11 protein-coding genes are annotated in these 16,311 nt (G+C 55.3%); 7 read left to right on the forward strand and 4 right to left on the reverse strand.

From position 1 onward, the window contains the following. Window positions 1–22: 22 nt before the first annotated feature. Both H6815_00700 and H6815_00705 read right to left on the reverse strand, forming a co-directional pair. Window positions 23–2,656, reverse strand: coding sequence for a serine/threonine protein kinase (locus H6815_00700; GenBank protein ID MCB9858943.1), 2,634 nt, complete (start codon window positions 2,654–2,656; stop codon window positions 23–25). Next, the gene (locus H6815_00705) at window positions 2,657–3,274 is read right to left on the reverse strand and encodes a sigma-70 family RNA polymerase sigma factor (GenBank protein ID MCB9858944.1); all 618 of its coding nucleotides are present in this window, start codon (window positions 3,272–3,274) and stop codon (window positions 2,657–2,659) included. It lies immediately after the preceding gene. Between the two features lie 108 nt (window positions 3,275–3,382). Here H6815_00705 and H6815_00710 point away from each other — a divergent pair, with 108 nt between their 5' ends. Further along, window positions 3,383–6,142 (forward strand): hypothetical protein, encoded by a 2,760-nt coding sequence (locus H6815_00710; protein MCB9858945.1) that lies wholly within the window; start codon window positions 3,383–3,385, stop codon window positions 6,140–6,142. A gap of 73 nt (window positions 6,143–6,215) precedes the next feature. After that, the gene (locus H6815_00715; protein MCB9858946.1) at window positions 6,216–8,993 is read left to right on the forward strand and encodes a hypothetical protein; all 2,778 of its coding nucleotides are present in this window, start codon (window positions 6,216–6,218) and stop codon (window positions 8,991–8,993) included. Between the two features lie 127 nt (window positions 8,994–9,120). On the opposite strand, the gene H6815_00720 is transcribed toward H6815_00715, so the two are convergent. Beyond that, window positions 9,121–9,330, reverse strand: coding sequence for a hypothetical protein (locus H6815_00720; protein MCB9858947.1), 210 nt, complete (start codon window positions 9,328–9,330; stop codon window positions 9,121–9,123). A 221-nt stretch (window positions 9,331–9,551) separates the two neighbouring features. On the opposite strand from H6815_00720, the gene H6815_00725 reads away from it, so the two are divergent. From H6815_00725 to H6815_00745, 5 genes are all read left to right on the forward strand, one after another. Beyond that, a complete protein-coding gene (locus H6815_00725; GenBank protein MCB9858948.1) occupies window positions 9,552–10,109 on the forward strand; it encodes a phosphatidylglycerophosphatase A in 558 nt (185 codons plus the stop codon). Between the two features lie 18 nt (window positions 10,110–10,127). After that, a complete protein-coding gene (locus H6815_00730) occupies window positions 10,128–10,622 on the forward strand; it encodes a hypothetical protein (protein MCB9858949.1) in 495 nt (164 codons plus the stop codon). Window positions 10,623–10,709: 87 nt separating this feature from the next. After that, window positions 10,710–12,311 (forward strand): UDP-N-acetylmuramoyl-L-alanyl-D-glutamate--2,6-diaminopimelate ligase, encoded by a 1,602-nt coding sequence (locus H6815_00735; protein ID MCB9858950.1) that lies wholly within the window; start codon window positions 10,710–10,712, stop codon window positions 12,309–12,311. A 3-nt stretch (window positions 12,312–12,314) separates the two neighbouring features. Further along, entirely contained in the window at window positions 12,315–13,781 is a 1,467-nt protein-coding gene (locus H6815_00740) for a UDP-N-acetylmuramoyl-tripeptide--D-alanyl-D-alanine ligase (GenBank protein ID MCB9858951.1), read from the forward strand. Between the two features lie 57 nt (window positions 13,782–13,838). Beyond that, complete coding sequence (locus tag H6815_00745; protein ID MCB9858952.1) at window positions 13,839–15,032, forward strand: phospho-N-acetylmuramoyl-pentapeptide-transferase; 1,194 nt, start codon at window positions 13,839–13,841, stop codon at window positions 15,030–15,032. Between the two features lie 30 nt (window positions 15,033–15,062). On the opposite strand, the gene H6815_00750 is transcribed toward H6815_00745, so the two are convergent. After that, window positions 15,063–16,274, reverse strand: coding sequence for a hypothetical protein (locus tag H6815_00750; GenBank protein ID MCB9858953.1), 1,212 nt, complete (start codon window positions 16,272–16,274; stop codon window positions 15,063–15,065). Window positions 16,275–16,311: the final 37 nt, after the last annotated feature.

Genomic DNA, 16,311 nt, shown 5'->3' on the forward strand with positions numbered 1-16,311 from the left:
GACGTGTAGCTTTGCCATCGGTCTACCTTGTCGGACTCGCAGTTCCATGAACAAGATCCAGCCGTTGTCGCGCTTCAACCACCAGTGAATGATTGGGTGGGAGCGATGCAGACAGAAGATCAAGGGATTCACGCAGCAGGTTCTCTCCCTCCTGCGTGCTCCCGGTCCTGACTAGACACTCTCCATACAGGCTCTGCGCGTTTGCAGCGCGCCAGCTCTCTCGGCCGTAGCTTGCCGCGCGAAGCTCCCACGCGCTCCGAGCAAACGGGAGTGCTTCATCGGGACGCCCCATGCCTACCAGAGCACTGGCACGCAAGAACAGAGCACCACCAACCGCTGGATGGTTCGACGGGTAGATCGCTTCATGTATTGCAACCGCGCGTTCAAGCAGTTCGTTCGCACGCTCAAAGTCTTTCCGCTCGATATACGCGTAGGCCTGATTCAGAATGCCATTGGCAACCTGCGGATGATTCACGTCAAGATGCAAAGAACGAATCTCATTCATTCGGGCAAACGCACGATCGGCCTCCTCATATCGACCAATGTTGTTATAGAAGATACCGAGGCGTTCCCACGCCACTGCGAGCGAGAGGTTGTCTTTGCCGAATGTCTGCTCTCGAAGCTGGAGAGATCGAACGTATGCATCCTCAGCTTTCTCATGATCGCCTTTCATCTCGTAGGCGTGACCAAGATTCCCGAGCGCAGTCGCAATGTACGGGTGAGATTCGTTCAGCACGCCGGAGAAGTTTTCCAGTGCAGCTTGCCAGTGGCGCTCGGCTTCATCTCGCTTGCCCAGTTGCCAGAGCACATTCGCGAGATTGTTGTGCGATTCGCCGAGATCTATGTCCGGGGGCTGAAAGAGCTTCTCTCGTATCAAAAGACCCTGCTCAAACGTTGCTTGTGCAGCGGCAAAGTTACCCATCTGCACCTGTGCATCCCCGACACGGGAGAGCAGTTCACCGTAGAGGTCGGAGTCCTCAAGTCTTGACTCTTTCAGAAGATCAACTGTTGGCTGCATCAGTGCTAGAGCCTCTTCGCCCTTGCCCAGCCGAACGAGTGCGGATGCTTTCGCGGCAACCAGTGGCGCAACAAGCTCAAGAGATTCTGCACTGCTTGCATCCTGCTGCACAGCGGATTCGGCACGTCCGAGCCCGATCTCGGCGTGCTGAAGCGCCACCTCAAACTGACCCAATGCGAAGTACGCCTCACTCATTGTCAGAAAGAGCTTGCTCGCAACGAGTGGATCCTCAACTGTGTCGATCATCGTTGATGTCTGATCGAGATACTCACGCATGGTGAGCTCAGCCCCCTCTGTCAGCTCCGGATTCGCGCTGCGAAGACTATTACGCATGATATTTGCGATCTGCTCTGCGAGAATCCGCTGTTGCTTCTCAAGGTCCCTCGCTTTGTTCGCAGCATCCCGCTCGGCCACAGCTCGACTTTCAGCACGAGTCAACTGCGCATTCATCACGCCTAGCGTTCCAACAGTGCCAAGAAGCACAATACTGATTGCGACAATAGATGCAACAGCAGCGCGATGACGCTTTGCAAACAACGAAATCGCATGCCGGGTGCCAGGTGGCTTTGCTCTCGTTGGTTCGTTGTGCAGATACCGCTGGATATCATCAGCAAACTCACTTGCTGACGCGTATCGATCCGATGGTTGACGCGCCATTGCTTTCATCACGATCGCTTCGAGATCCGTGGGCAACGGCTTGCCATTGCGCATCGGTCTGCGTGGAGGCGTGTCCCTCACCAGTCGAATCGCTTCTGTGATCGGCTTACTTTCGACCGGATGCGGCAGCGATCCTGTCAGGAGTTCATAGAGAACAACTCCAAGAGAGTAGATATCTGTGCGGGCATCAATCTCATCGGTGTTGCCAGCACACTGCTCGGGGCTCATGTATGCCAGCGTGCCAAGCAACTTGCTCCGATCAACTTCCTGCGTGATACGTTCGACGTCATTCTCGGTCAGTCTCGCGATACCAAAGTCAATTACTTTCGGTTCGTCTCGATTGTTGACTAGCACGTTCGTTGGCTTCAGATCCCTGTGCACAACACCTCGCTGGTGTCCGTGGTGCACACCGTGACTGATACGCACGAAAATGTCAAGGATGTCGCGTTCGGGCTTTCCTTTCGCCCATGCGTTGAGCGTTTGGGCGTTCTCAACAAGCTCAATAGCCAGAAACGGTGTGCCCTGATCATCCACACCCATTGAATACATTTGCGCCACTGCTGGATGCAGCAGGCGGGCCAGAACAGAAGCCTCATGCGCAAGACGCGCAGAACTTCCCTTTGCGATCGCTCTTGGCAGGACTTTCAACGCCACTCGGCGCTTTGGTGTTGCCTGTTCCGCCTCATATACAATCCCCATACCGCCGCGCGCAACTGTACGAAGAATCGTAAAATCACCGATGCGCAACGGCGTTTCACTGCTCTGCGGAACAACAACCACTTCGGGAGGTTCGAGAAACCCCGTGCCATGTGTTGCAGATGCATGCAGGAGTCTGCGCACCTGCTCCGCATCCGACTCACTGAGCGAGTGCAGGAATGACTCCCTTGCGTCACCATTCACATCCATCGCCTGATGGAACAGATGCTCGATATGCGACCATGTTGACTGGTCGGGAGGGGTTGTCGGACTGCGCTTTGGCATTTACGTCGTTACATCCTCAGACGAAGTATCCATGTGGGACTTCAGCCACGCACGAGCGAGTGTCCATTCACGCTCCGCTGTGCGTTTAGACAGTCCAAGCAATGTTGCAGCATCTTCCATTCGCATTTGTCCGAAGAACCTCAACTCAACCAACCTCGCCTTCTGAGCATCAAACGCAGCAAGCTGCGTCAGCGCATCATCAAGCAATGCAAGATCGCCCGAGCAGGACTCATACACGTCTACTGTCTCATCCAGCGCGGTTTGCGTGTGGTTTCCGCCACGCTTGATCCGATTCTTTGATCTGGCATGGTCCACGAGAATGCGTCGCATGGCCCTTGCAGCGCACGCCATGAAGTGGTCACGATTTGACATAACCTGATCGCTGCCCAGGAGCTTCAGATATGCCTCGTGAACGAGCGCCGTCGCCTGAAGCGTGTGATTTGGACGCTCGCTGCTCATCATCGACTGGGCAAGTCGCCGCATTTCGCTATAGACCGCGTGGTAGAGCTGCTCAGCAGCATCGGTACTCCCCGTTTCAATAGCGCCCAAAAGCGACGTGATGCGCGCCGGATCAGTTATCGGCTCAACTGCCGGGGGATGTTCTGGTCCATCAGACATCTGTTCTCCCGCGTTGTGGCGGACTCGTCACAGCTTTGGCGCAGAGTGAGAGGCGGTGCCCGCATGGCACGGAACCTGCCGGTCCATTGTAACACAAGGGAGAGGATGATGAACCTGCGAGGGATCAAAGAAATCGATATCGCCCGTATTCAGCTTTATCTTGTATGCGGACTCGCAGTACCGATCTGTGCCGAACATGCCATCGCACAATCCTACGACTGGACGACCCCAATCAGCGGATCATGGCACAACAACGCTCTGTGGTCGCCAACAGGCATACCGAATGCACAGACACACAATGCGACACTGCTCGCGGGCGGCATGCCATACACGGTCACACTGTCGGTGGGGAACGTCACTGTTGGAAACCTGAGCGTGGTTGCGCCATCGGCCGAACTCGAGTTGCTGCGTACGCTCGATGTGTACGGCGGATTAATCGTCAATGACGGCCTGATCACAGTTGGTGACGGTGTCACAGGTGGTGCGATACGACTGCGAAATCTGCCTGCTCAGTCCCTGACCGGCACTGGGACCATCATCCTCGCTGCGACAAATCCTGAAGCGAGCACAGCAACGATCAGCAGGTTCAGTGGTGCAAATCGCCTGACAATCGGTGCTGGTCAAACGATCACAGGGCACGGGTGGATATCGACACCGATCACAAGCGCAGCCACGATCACGGCGGATGCTTCGCGTATCGTGCTCAGCCCAGGGTTTACTGAGCCGGACTTCAGCACTGGCCTCATCGAGGCGACAAACGGAGGCGTCATCCAACTTCGAAATGTCAATGTGGACATGATGGGTGTTGGCATTGTTGTTGGTGATGGTGGCAATATTCACTTTGAAGGGTCGTACCGGGAGCGCCTGACCAACGGCACTGTTACTACAACAAATGGCGGTCTTGTCCGCGCGATCAACACCGCTGAGCTAGAGGACATGACACTGAACGGTGATATGGTTGCTGATTTGCGCCGGACTATCCGATTTTATGGATCGTCGTTCACCAACAATGGCACGGTGACAGTGACCGCCGATGGAGTGAACGGATACAGCGCACTTGAAGTATACAACTCACCGTACACATTCGATGGCACTGGGGAGATGATTCTGAACTATCCTGGCGCGCTGAACCCAAACTCGGCAGCGACGATCAACGACAGTGTGACTGGTGGCGGCAGCGTACTGACAAACGGGCCGAGCCACACGATAAGAGGCAAGGGACGTATTGCAATCGACATGGTGAATCAGGGAACGATCACTGCTGACATGGCGGACGAGTCATTCGACCTGTTACCGGGCAAGACGCTCACCAACGAAGCAACAATCAGAGCAACAAACGGCGGCATATTTAAGGTGTTCGGCTTTTTCGTACAGACAGGCGCAGGGCAGGTCGAACTCGATGGCGGTTATTTCGATATTGGTGCGGGCTCACCCGCTCCGACCGTGACCGGCGGTTCGATCAATGGAGTGAACGGTGGAAAGATCGTGATGGTCTCGGGCAACTGCACGATGAACAGCGTCACTCTGAACACGGATACGGATCTCTTTGGTCAGCAGATCACCAGCTCTGGTAGTAACGTCAACAACGGCACCATGGTGCTGCAGCTCGACGGTGGGAACTATGGGATTCTCAGTTTCAATGCGCCGCAGACGTGGAGTGGTACCGGCGAGATCGTGCTCAATGCTGACAACGAGAACGTGCTGCAGTACGCGCAGATCAACCGTGCAGGATCAGGGTACGAAGTGACGCACGGCGCTGATCATACGATCAGAGGAACGGGCACTATCTATGCTCCATTCGTCAACGAGGGGCTGATCACAGCCGATGTGACAGATCGTACGTTGCTGTTACAAACCGACGACAAGAAGAACACCGGGACAATACGTGCTGATTCGGGTTACCTCCGTATCCAGTCGATCGATATCGATCAGACCGGTGGAGGACTGATAGAAGCTGTGAATAACGGCGAGATTCGGCTGGGATCTGCAACGCTGATCAACGGTGAAGTTGATGCTACCGGCGGATTGATGCTTACTTCCAGCGGCACAAACCAGATCAACGGGATCACATTCGCAGGCCAGTTTGATATCAGCGCGACACTGAATGTGTACAACACGATCACGAACAACGGGCTCTGGATTCTGAAGGACACCGGCGCCACCGACAACATCGTCGCAGTTGGCCCCGTGACGTTTGACGGCTCAGGCATACTCAGCATGCGAGGTCAGATTGTCTCAGGCTCGATTATTCAGCAGACCAGCAATGGCGATATCACCAACGGCGCTTCGCACACTATTGAGGGAACAGGATCTTTCAAGGGTATTTCTATTCTGAACCACGGCGCACTTGCCCCGGGTCAGGACACCAATCCGGGTTCAGAGATCGGCGAGATCCGCATTGACACGGGCGCATCGATCGACTGCCAATCAACCAGCGCTGTTCATCTCCAACTCGCGGGCACAAACACAGGTGAGTTCGATCGGATATTTAATGGTGGCGGTGGACCGGACACGTTCCATTGCGACGGCACATTGAATGTTTCGCATATCAATAGCTTTACTGGTCCCAGCGAGCCCACAACCGTTGACCTGATTACAGCTGACGCCGTCACCGGCACATTCTCGACTGTGAATCTGCCAGCACCTGCACACGGGCATTACAAGATCGTGTACACGGCAACCGCGGTGCAACTTGTCCTCTGTTACGCAGACTGTGACGCAAGCGGATCGCTCAACATCTTTGACTATATCTGCTTCGGGAACCTCTATGCAGCCGGTGATCCATACGCCGACTGCGACGGCAGCGGATCGCTCAACGTCTTCGATTACATCTGCTTCGGGAACGAATACGCTGCAGGATGTCCGTGATAACGAAGAACCAATTCACAATGCGCCACTGTGGTTGCATTGTTTCACTTAGACTGAAACGGGAAAGAGAACGATGAATCGGGAAAGCAAACAACACAGCAGCATCTCAACACGTCATGTGCTTCTTGCGGCTGGCGTGGCTTTGTCGCTTGGTTCAGCGGCACAGGCGCAGGTGACATACAACTGGCTCGCGGGTGTCAGTGACTCCTGGCATGAGCCACTTGCATGGTCGCCGGCTGGTGTACCTGATACAACAACAGAATCCGCAGTCATCGGTGCTGCAGGCGTGTACACGGTTTCGTTGACTGGAAACAACGTCACGATTAACAACCTCAGCGTAACGAGTCCGACAGCAGAGCTACTCATTGAGGGTCGCGTGCTGAGTATCTATGGCGGATCTGTTGTGAACAACGGCATGATTACGGTGGATGCTGGTGCTGGGGCAGGAGTTCTGCGGTTCAGGGATACTTCTGTTGCAACACTATCTGGTTCCGGCACAGTGCTCCTGATCTCAGGTCCAACACCGACCAATGCGCGCATCGATACGGCATTTGCACAATCATCGCTCGAGATAGGTGTCGGACAGACGATCACAGGCTCGGGAAGCATCAGCCTCCCATTCCACAACGAAGGCACGCTGTATGCCGGTGCTGGCGACTACCTCCAACTGACGACCGGCGCAGCCAATCCCACGAGCAGTGTTGGAACTATTGAAGCGAACGGTGGCGGGATTATCCAGCTTCGTAACATAACGCTTGATCTGATGAGCACCGGCACTGTGCTTGCCGATGGCGGAGAGATCCACTTTGATGGCAGTTCGTTTATCCAGCGACTGTCCAACGGCACAGTCAGCACTGCAAACGGTGGACTTCTTCGTTCCATTTCCGGCAACGCCGACTTTGAAAACATGGTTCTCAATGGCGATGCAACCGGCGAGATCAGGCACGGATACCGGTTATATGGTTCTACGTTCACAAACAACGGCTCCATCTCTCTTGCTGGTGACGGCGTCAACGGATTCAACGCAATCGGTATCTATGAGACGCCATACACCATTGATGGTGTGGGCGAGATGGTCTTCTCACATCCTGCCGGGATGAACCCTGGCGCAGCGCCGACAGTTTCAGATAACGTGCCTGGCGGCAACGGCGTACTGACAAACGGAGTCAATCACACCATCCGTGGCAAGGCGCGCATTGCTATCGACACAATCAATCAGGGATCTGTTATCGCTGATGTGCCCGATGAATCGCTTGACCTGATTGCTAGTACCAGCATGACCAACGAAGGGACACTCAAAGCGACAAACAATGGCATATTCAAAGTATCCGGCCAACTCACGCAGACTGGCGCGGGCAAGATTGCGGTCGACGGGGGATTCTTTGATTTTGGCTCAGCGTCTCCCATCGCAAGCGTTACCGGCGGCACAATTGTCAGCTCAAACGGAGGCAAGGCTCGGATTGAATCGGGAAATGGATTTATCGAGAACGTCACCTTTGATACAGATACCGACCTGCTTGGTCAGACTCTCTACAGCCGTGGCGGAAACACAAATAATGGCAGCATGGTGCTTCAACGCGATGGCGGAAACTTTGGCATCGTGCGCTTTGACGCGCCACAAACATGGGATGGCACAGGCGAGATCGTACTCAACTCAGTAACAACCCTGCAGGATGCTCAGCTCACTCGTCTGACCGCAGGCGATGAGGTGGTGCATGCCCCAACACATACTATTCGTGGCACCGGACTCATCCTCGCTGCAATCAACAACCAGGGGCTTATCTCAGCGGATGTGCCCGGAGAGATATTGCGTCTCCAGACCGATGACAAGAAGAACACTGGAACCATCCGGGCTGATAGCGGCATCATTGATATCACAGCAATCACACTCGATCAGACCGGCGGCGGATTGATTGAGGCAATCAACAGTGGTGAGATTGCAATCGGCGGGAACGGTGGATCCGAGATTATCAACGGCACAATTGATGTCGCCGGTGGTGTTGCAAGAGTCGCAACACCGAGCAACAAGCTCGATGGCATCCATCTGCTCGGTGAGTTGCTCATTGAGAGCGGTTCAACCGAACTCCGCAACACGATCACCAACGATGGTGTGATCTGGCAGAATCCGACTTCCATTGCCGGTGCGCAGATTCTGTATCTGGATGGTTCGGTTGTGTTCGATGGCATCGGGATAGTGCGGCTGGGTGGTCCTGCGGTTGCGAACGCTGTCCTGCTGGCTGTCACGGGCGGAGCCGATCTTGTACAGAACCAGAACCACACGATCGAAGGCACCGGCAGGATCGCTGCACTTCCAGTGGTGAACCACGGCACACTTGCGCCGGGCGAGAACTCCAATCCTGGTTCCGAGGTTGGTGAGTTACGCATCGATACTGCCACATCGATCGACTGCCAATCAACCAGCGTGGTAAATCTCCAACTCGCGGGCACAAACACAGGCGAGTTCGATCGGATCTACCACAGCGGCAACAACAACGCCTTCCATTGCGATGGCACACTCAATGTTTCTCACACCAATGGGTTTGATGGCCCCGATGGACAAGCGACGATCAATCTCATTACCGCGAACACTGTGACCGGCACATTCTCGACTGTGAATCTGCCAGCACCTGCACACGGGCATTACAAGATCGTGTACACGGCAACCGCGGTGCAGCTTGTCCTCTGTTACGCGGACTGTGACGCAAGCGGATCGCTCAACATCTTTGACTACATCTGCTTTGGGAACCTCTATGCAGCCGGTGATCCATACGCCGACTGCGACGGAAGCGGATCGCTCAACGTCTTTGATTACATCTGCTTCGGAAACGAGTACGCTGCAGGATGCCCGTGATACACCCTCCGCCTCAGGTCGAGGAAACCCGACCGGAGGCTTTCATGCAGACAGAAGAATAAAGCCAAAGGGCACTCAGAACGCACTGTCGCACATAGTCCTTAACCATACAACAACCGAGCTGAACTCAGTTCGGTTCTGTGTCATCGGGCAGCAACTCAAACTCACTCGCCCTAAACCGGCCTGCCACAATCTCGCCCTTCACCTTCGCGTAGCGGATCGCGTTGCAGAAACCGTCCGTTGCATGTGCATCGCCGTGATCATCGATCGCGGTGCCATCGACAAAGTATGCGACATCATCTATCCTGACAGCAAGATCACACCCCGAACCTTCCATGCCGAACTGACATTCGCCGCACGCAGCCTCGACCGTTTGATACCCTGTCTGCTGTGTCACAACCTGCGCTGTAGATGCAGGCTTGCACCCGCACAAACTCAACGCAGCGAGCAGACACACCGAACCTGTCAGGTTTCTCATGTTGGTTCCTCTTCCATACAAATCATGCCCTGGGTACTCAGTGTACACTATGCTTCGTCGCGCATCGCAGGGAGGTTCGAGTGACCCACACCACAAACACACGCACAAAGAAGCCGGAAGATCGCGAAAGCCCGCTGTTCCCGATTGTCACAACCTTTGGACTCGGCCACATGAAGCCGTTCCCCGGCACATGGGGCTCGGTCCCCACTGCTGCACTGGCAGGACTGATGATCCTGACAGGGTTCGGCCCAACAGATTCGCCCGTCATCTATCACACGGTGTTGGCATGCGTGCTCGTTGGGTTCTCATGGGCGTGCATCACACTGGGCAAAGCAGCCGAGCAGAAGTTCGGAAAAAAGGATCCGTCGCAGGTTGTCGCTGACGAAACCGCGGGGCAGGCCATCCCGCTCATGTTCCTGCCTGTGCATCTTGTGCCCACGATGACCGGAAAGCTGCTCTTTGTGCTCGTTGCGTTTGTCGCGTTCCGCATCTTCGACATCATCAAACTCCCCCCAGCCAAGCAATCCCAGCGTGCTGGTGGCGGCGTGGGCATCCTCGTTGATGACATCATCGCGGGGATCCAGGCACTGGTCTTCCTGCACCTGATTGTGCTCGTCTGGCAGATGCAGACGCTGTAACTGTGCTCTGGAGATGACATGGGACACCATATCACAGGGCTTGTCACTCGCCTTTCTGCAATCCGTGCAATCTGTATATTCAAGAAACTCTCTCCTCCTGTGGAGCTACAACAGGACTTTGCATTCCTACCGCTGACAAGCGATATGCTCGACTTTCTTCTTGAAAACAACATCGGCGAAGTAGTTCCAGATTTCATGTTTCTGGGATCAGCACTGACTGATTACCTGCTCCGTCTGTCAAACGAAGCCTCAGTTGCGTATATCGAAACCGATTATCAGGGTGGTACCGGAACACAAAGCGCAGCGTTCTTTGAGCAAGGGAAATTAACATTTCGAGCATCCAAGCACGGAACGCCGCAATCGAAAAGCAGAGATTCACATCAATGGCCAATAAATCGCGCGTTGCGCATGCTCGGGGTTGCCTGCCCCAGCAAAGGCACTGATGAGTTTGATGCAATAGGTCTTGATTATGTCAGAAGCATGGATGACTGGCTTGACTGGCGGGCTGATTGAACCAGCCACTTTGAGCATCTCAAGGGCAATCTGGAACAAAACAGACAGCCGGACAACAACGCCAGCCGATGTGTATTGTTCGCTTAAATGTCACGTTCCCCGACACCAAACACAACCCTGAAGCACCTTCTTGATTCACTATCACGTCAGGATGCAGTCTCTGTATGGACAGACTTCCCCTCTACTGATCAGATCACTATCACCAGCGTGACTGAGGACAGCAGGCGCGTGCAGAAGGGCTCGCTGTTTGTCGCCCGCCCAGCACGCACGGGAAACGCCCGTCCAGACTCTGACCTCTCACCCCACGATGGCCGGCATTTCATTCCGGATGCCATCGCGAGGGGCGCATCAGCGGTGCTCGTCGAACACAACAGCGACATCACGCTGGATCTTCCCCATCACATCGCACTGATCACAACCAACGATGCGCCGGTTGCATCAGCCCATCTCGCTGAATGTTTCTATGGCAACCCTTCTGATGCGCTCTCGCTGGTTGGGATCACAGGCACCAACGGCAAGACAACCATCGCGTGGCTCGTCCGCTGCATCATGCAGCACGCAGGGCACAAGACAGGCACTCTCGGCACGACCGGCGTGTACATTGGCGATACACATACCAAAGCAAAGCTCACCACCCCGTTCGCTGAAGACCTCTCAAGCACACTTGCAGACATGATGCAGGCACAGTGCGAGATTGCAACTGTCGAGGTGTCGAGCCACGCGCTGGACCAGCATCGCGCTGATGGGCTCTCATTCGACATCGGCGTGTTTACGAACCTTACCGGTGATCATCTCGATTACCACGAGACAATGGACCAGTACGCAGCAGCAAAGTCGCGTCTCTTTGCCATGCTGCCCAGTAATGGGCTAGCGGTCGTCAACGCCGATGATCCGGCGCACGCAACAATGCTCAAGGACTGCACAGCGAATGTTGTTCTCTGCTCTGCTTCCAACCCTGCATACGCGCGTGTCGAAACACTTGGCGCTAATCTTTCCGGCATGAAGCTTCGATTGACTGGCCCCTTTGGAGCAATCAGCCAAACCGTCCCCCTCGTCGGCGCACACAACGCCATGAACACGCTGCAGGCGGTTGTCATCGCACATCGACTCGGCCTTTCTGTTACACAGATTGCAGACGCGCTCCCGCACGTCACCGCGCCAGCAGGCAGGCTGCAACCTGTCACGTCATCGGACGAACAGATCGCTGTTTTCGTTGACTTTGCCCACACGGACGACGCGCTCGAAAAATCACTCAACGCAGCTCGTTCGATTGTTCCAGCGAACGCAAGGCTCATCTGTGTCTTTGGGTGCGGCGGCGATCGAGACCGAACCAAGCGACCTCGCATGGGACGTGTCGCCTATGCGCTATCCGATGTTGTCGTTGTCACCAGCGACAATCCACGCACGGAAGATCCGCTGCGGGTCATCGACGATATTCTCGCTGGGTTGCCGGATGGCGTAAGGAATGGTGATGCAGAGAAAACCGTTCACGTCGATCATGTTCGCGAGCAGGCGGTCGCATGGGCAATCCAGCACGCGCAGCAAGGGGACGTTATCGTGATCGCAGGGAAAGGGCACGAGGATTACCAGCTGCTGCCAGATGGCAAAGGTGGCATCCTTCGCAGAGATTTCGACGACAGACGTGTTGCTCGCGCAGCTCTCGACGCACTAACCCCGCACGCACTCTGAACCATGCACACACTACCACTCAACGAGCTTGCGTCGATCACCAATGGCCAATGGATCACCGAACCAACGGATACCGCGCCTGTTACTGGATTGACCAGTGATTCGCGCGAAGTGACAACGAATCTTGCGTTTGCAGCAATCAGAGGCGAGAAGACAGACGGGCACGAATACATTGCGAAGGCAATCGCATCCGGCGCGCGTCTCGTTATTGTCGAGCAGGATATTGACCCGGACTCGATACATCACACATGCCCGATCCTGCGTGTTGATCGCACGATCGATGCGCTCGGCAAGCTTGCAACGGAGCATCGGAATCGACTCTCCGTTCCGGTTGTTGCGGTTGTCGGCGCCAATGGCAAGACATCAACCAAAGCTGCGATCGCGTGCGCAATCGGCTCGTTCGCGCACGTTCGATCAGCACCAAAGAGCTTCAACAATGATCTCGGTGTCCCTCTCACGCTGCTGAATACGACTGCTGATCATGAAGCAGTTGTCTGCGAGATCGGCACGAACGATCCTGGCGAGACCGCCCCACTCGCAGCAATGGTCCAGCCAAACATCCTCGTCATCACAGGCGCTGGTCGCGAACATCTTGAGGGACTCGGCTCAGTCGAAGGATCCGCAAGCGAAATCGAATCATGCCTTGCATCCATGCAACAGAACAGCTTCATCATCACAAACGCGGACGAGCCATTCACAAGCAATCTGACTGCACCAGAATGTACAACAACTCGCATAGGATTTCATGAAAACGCGGATGCGCGTGTGTTCATCGATGAGCAATCCATCGATGGAATAACGATGACGCTGCGGGCACCAGTTCTGCTTGGAACACCGGTCACGCTGCACCTGCACACCATCGCTGCACACAGCGCTCGAACCGCATCGATGGCTCTTGCTGCCTCGATGTGTGTGGCGCAGCGCACGGGAAGAAACACCCGTGAGATTCTCCCCGGGATCATCAGCGCGATATCGAATCGTCAGCCGGAACCAATGCGCATGGAAGTATCCTCGCACCAAACCGGTAACGGCGCGCTCACGCTCATCAACGACGCGTACAACGCCAACCCTGACTCCATGCAATCGGCTATGGAAACACTGGCAGCAATCGCATACGGGCATATGAGAGTCGTGCTTGTGCTCGGCGACATGCGTGAGACAGGCACTCATGCGCAAGCGGTTCACAAGGAACTTGCAGATCACATCGTCTCGCTTCGAGATCAGGCACGCCTCGAAATTGTCGCGTTTCTCGTTGGTACATCTGTCAAGTGGACACACGATCGGCTCTGTCAGGCTGGCATAGCCTCACACCTGTTCGTTGAACACCAGTCGTGCTCTGACGAAACCGCAGCACAGATTGCTGAGCATGCCAAGCCGAACGATCTCGTGCTGCTCAAAGCATCCAGATCGATCGGGCTGGAACGTGTTGCGGAGCATCTCGTGCGCCAGAATGCACCAATCAGCCGATGACATGACAAGCATCCCTCATCCACTGCCCGCACCTCACCAAGAACCTACAACACTGCTGTGATACTCGCCATACTCGACATGCTGCTCCGCTGGTGCGAGGGACTGTGGATCGGCAGGCCGATCAGATCGCTCGCTGGCCTGTTCAATCAGATTGAGTTCCGCGTGCTGTTTGCAGCGGGGATCGCGTTTGCAATTGTCATGGTGATGGGAAAACCGACGATCAGTTGGCTCGTCAGAAAACGGATCGGAGACACCGGCCAGACAGATGCCGAACTGCTTCGAAGTGTTGCACAATCCAAAGCGAACACACCCTCGATGGGTGGCGTGCTCATTTGTGGCGCGGTACTCATCCTGACCTTTCTGCTCTGCGATCTTTCAAACACCTACGTCCATCTCGTTCTTGTGACCGTCGTCTGGCTCTCGATTCTCGGCGGGTTCGATGATTGGCTCAAACTCACAGAAGCACGGCGCAGCGGTGGCAGGCAGGGTCTCCGCGCTTGGGAAAAACTCGTCTTCCAACTCGGGCTTGGGCTTATCATCGGTGTCTTCTCGTACATGGCTGGCGACAACCCCGAGACCGCTCCCAATATCCAGCACGCCCTGAACATCCCGTTCCAGCGCACCTACGTGCATGATCAGATCGCAGGACTCACGATCAACTCAGCGGTGTGGTTTCTTGGTCCAGTGGTCTACATCACTGTTGCAACACTCCTGCTCGGCTTGCTCAGCAACGCTGTCAATATCACAGATGGGCAGGATGGTCTCTCAGCAGGCATCGGCATGTTTGTGAGCATCGGTCTTATCGTGCTGTGCCTCGTTGCGGGAACGGAACAGCCAGCATCGCGACTGCTTGTTCCGTATGTGCCTGGTGCAGACGAACTCGCGGTCGTCAGCGGCGCACTGCTCGGAGCCCTGATCGGGTTTCTCTGGTTCAACTGCTCACCGGCATCCATCTTCATGGGTGATTGCGGCTCACTCACTATCGGTGGCATCATTGCGTTTGTCGCAATCGTCATCCGTCAGGAAGTCGTCGTGCTCGTCATGTGTGCTGTGTACGTCTGGGAGATTCTGTCTGTTATTCTGCAGGTCGGCTCGTACAGACTGCGCAACGGCAAGCGCATCTTCCTGATCGCACCCTACCACCACCATCTGCACCACAAGGGCTGGCCCGAACAGCGCATTGTCGCGCGATTCTGGCTCATCACACTGCTCATGGTTATTCTTGGGCTTGCGACATTGAAGCTGCGCTAAAACCCCGCGCTGTCACAAAGTTGCAAAGACTCAGGAAGCCCCTTCAGCGAACAGCAGCATATCTGTAATGCGCAGATGATCCTGAATCATACCGTACGCACCGCTGCCAAGCTCAAAGCGCAACTCCGACACACCAGACGGGATGTTTGCCCGCATGGCAGCAACAGGTGCATCTCCCGTGAACGTGCCTGACCAGATAGATCCCCAAGCACCGTTCTGCTTGGCGCGCACATCGAGCGTGCAGTTCCCCCACGTGCGGCATTCCTCAGGCAACACGACCGTGCCGACCAGCAATGCCCCCGTCTGAGAAACGGTGTGAACATCGACATCAACACGCATTGGACCTGGCAGATCCATCGCGAACGACTCGAAACGACGCGTGGGTTCAATGTGTGGATCGCGTGTCCACTCGCGACCATCGATCGGCTGCACATCAAGAACGCTCGTCTCATCCAGTGCTTCCAATGAGCCTCGCACCCACACGATTTGCTCGATTGTGGGCAGCGTCAGCAGTGTCGACTGCCCGGTCACCAGAGGTACCACACGAGCACCATCCATGTCGAGACGCTGCATCTCGCATGCAATCTGCGTCCCATCGGTCAGGCGAACACTCGCAAAGTCCTCGTTGCCTGCGGGCTCGGTCCCGCTCACATCCGCCAACTCAACACGGGCAACACCAGAGATCGGCACACTGACCACGCCGGAATCTGTCTCAATACTCACCTGCTCACCAATACCGAGAAGAAACCCGCTGAGCCAGTCGCCGTTGTCAAGCTCCACAAGATCCGCATCATGCTCAGGCATGCTTGCTTTCTTTGAGGTTTGTAGCACAACTTCTCGAACATGATCAAGATCAATACCGAGTTCACCAAGCACCGGGTGTGACCACGCGATCGTCATGTCATCACTCTGGCTTGCACGAAGATGACCTGCAAATCGATCTCCATTGCGAAGCACAAGAATCTGCTGTGATGAACTTCGTCGCGAAGTCGAAACGCGGACTCGTTGATCTGACTGCTTCGTCTCCCGATCAAACGCAACACCAATAAACCGTCGCATACCTGCATCAAGTTCTTCAGCAGGGTGCAACAGACCCGTTGTGTGTGTGCCGAGAACATTGGTGACACCGATTGAACCATCACGTCCGATTGTCAGTTCACCAGTGAACACCTGCAGTGAATCGGTCAGCACAGACCCTCGCAGCGTTTCCTGCGTGCGTGTGCCCACGATCTCATCTGGCAACGCTGTTATGATTTCCGCATCAGCGTAATACGACTGT

The organism is Phycisphaeraceae bacterium (assembly GCA_020639155.1).
In the GTDB taxonomy this organism is placed as follows: domain Bacteria; phylum Planctomycetota; class Phycisphaerae; order Phycisphaerales; family UBA1924; genus JACKHF01.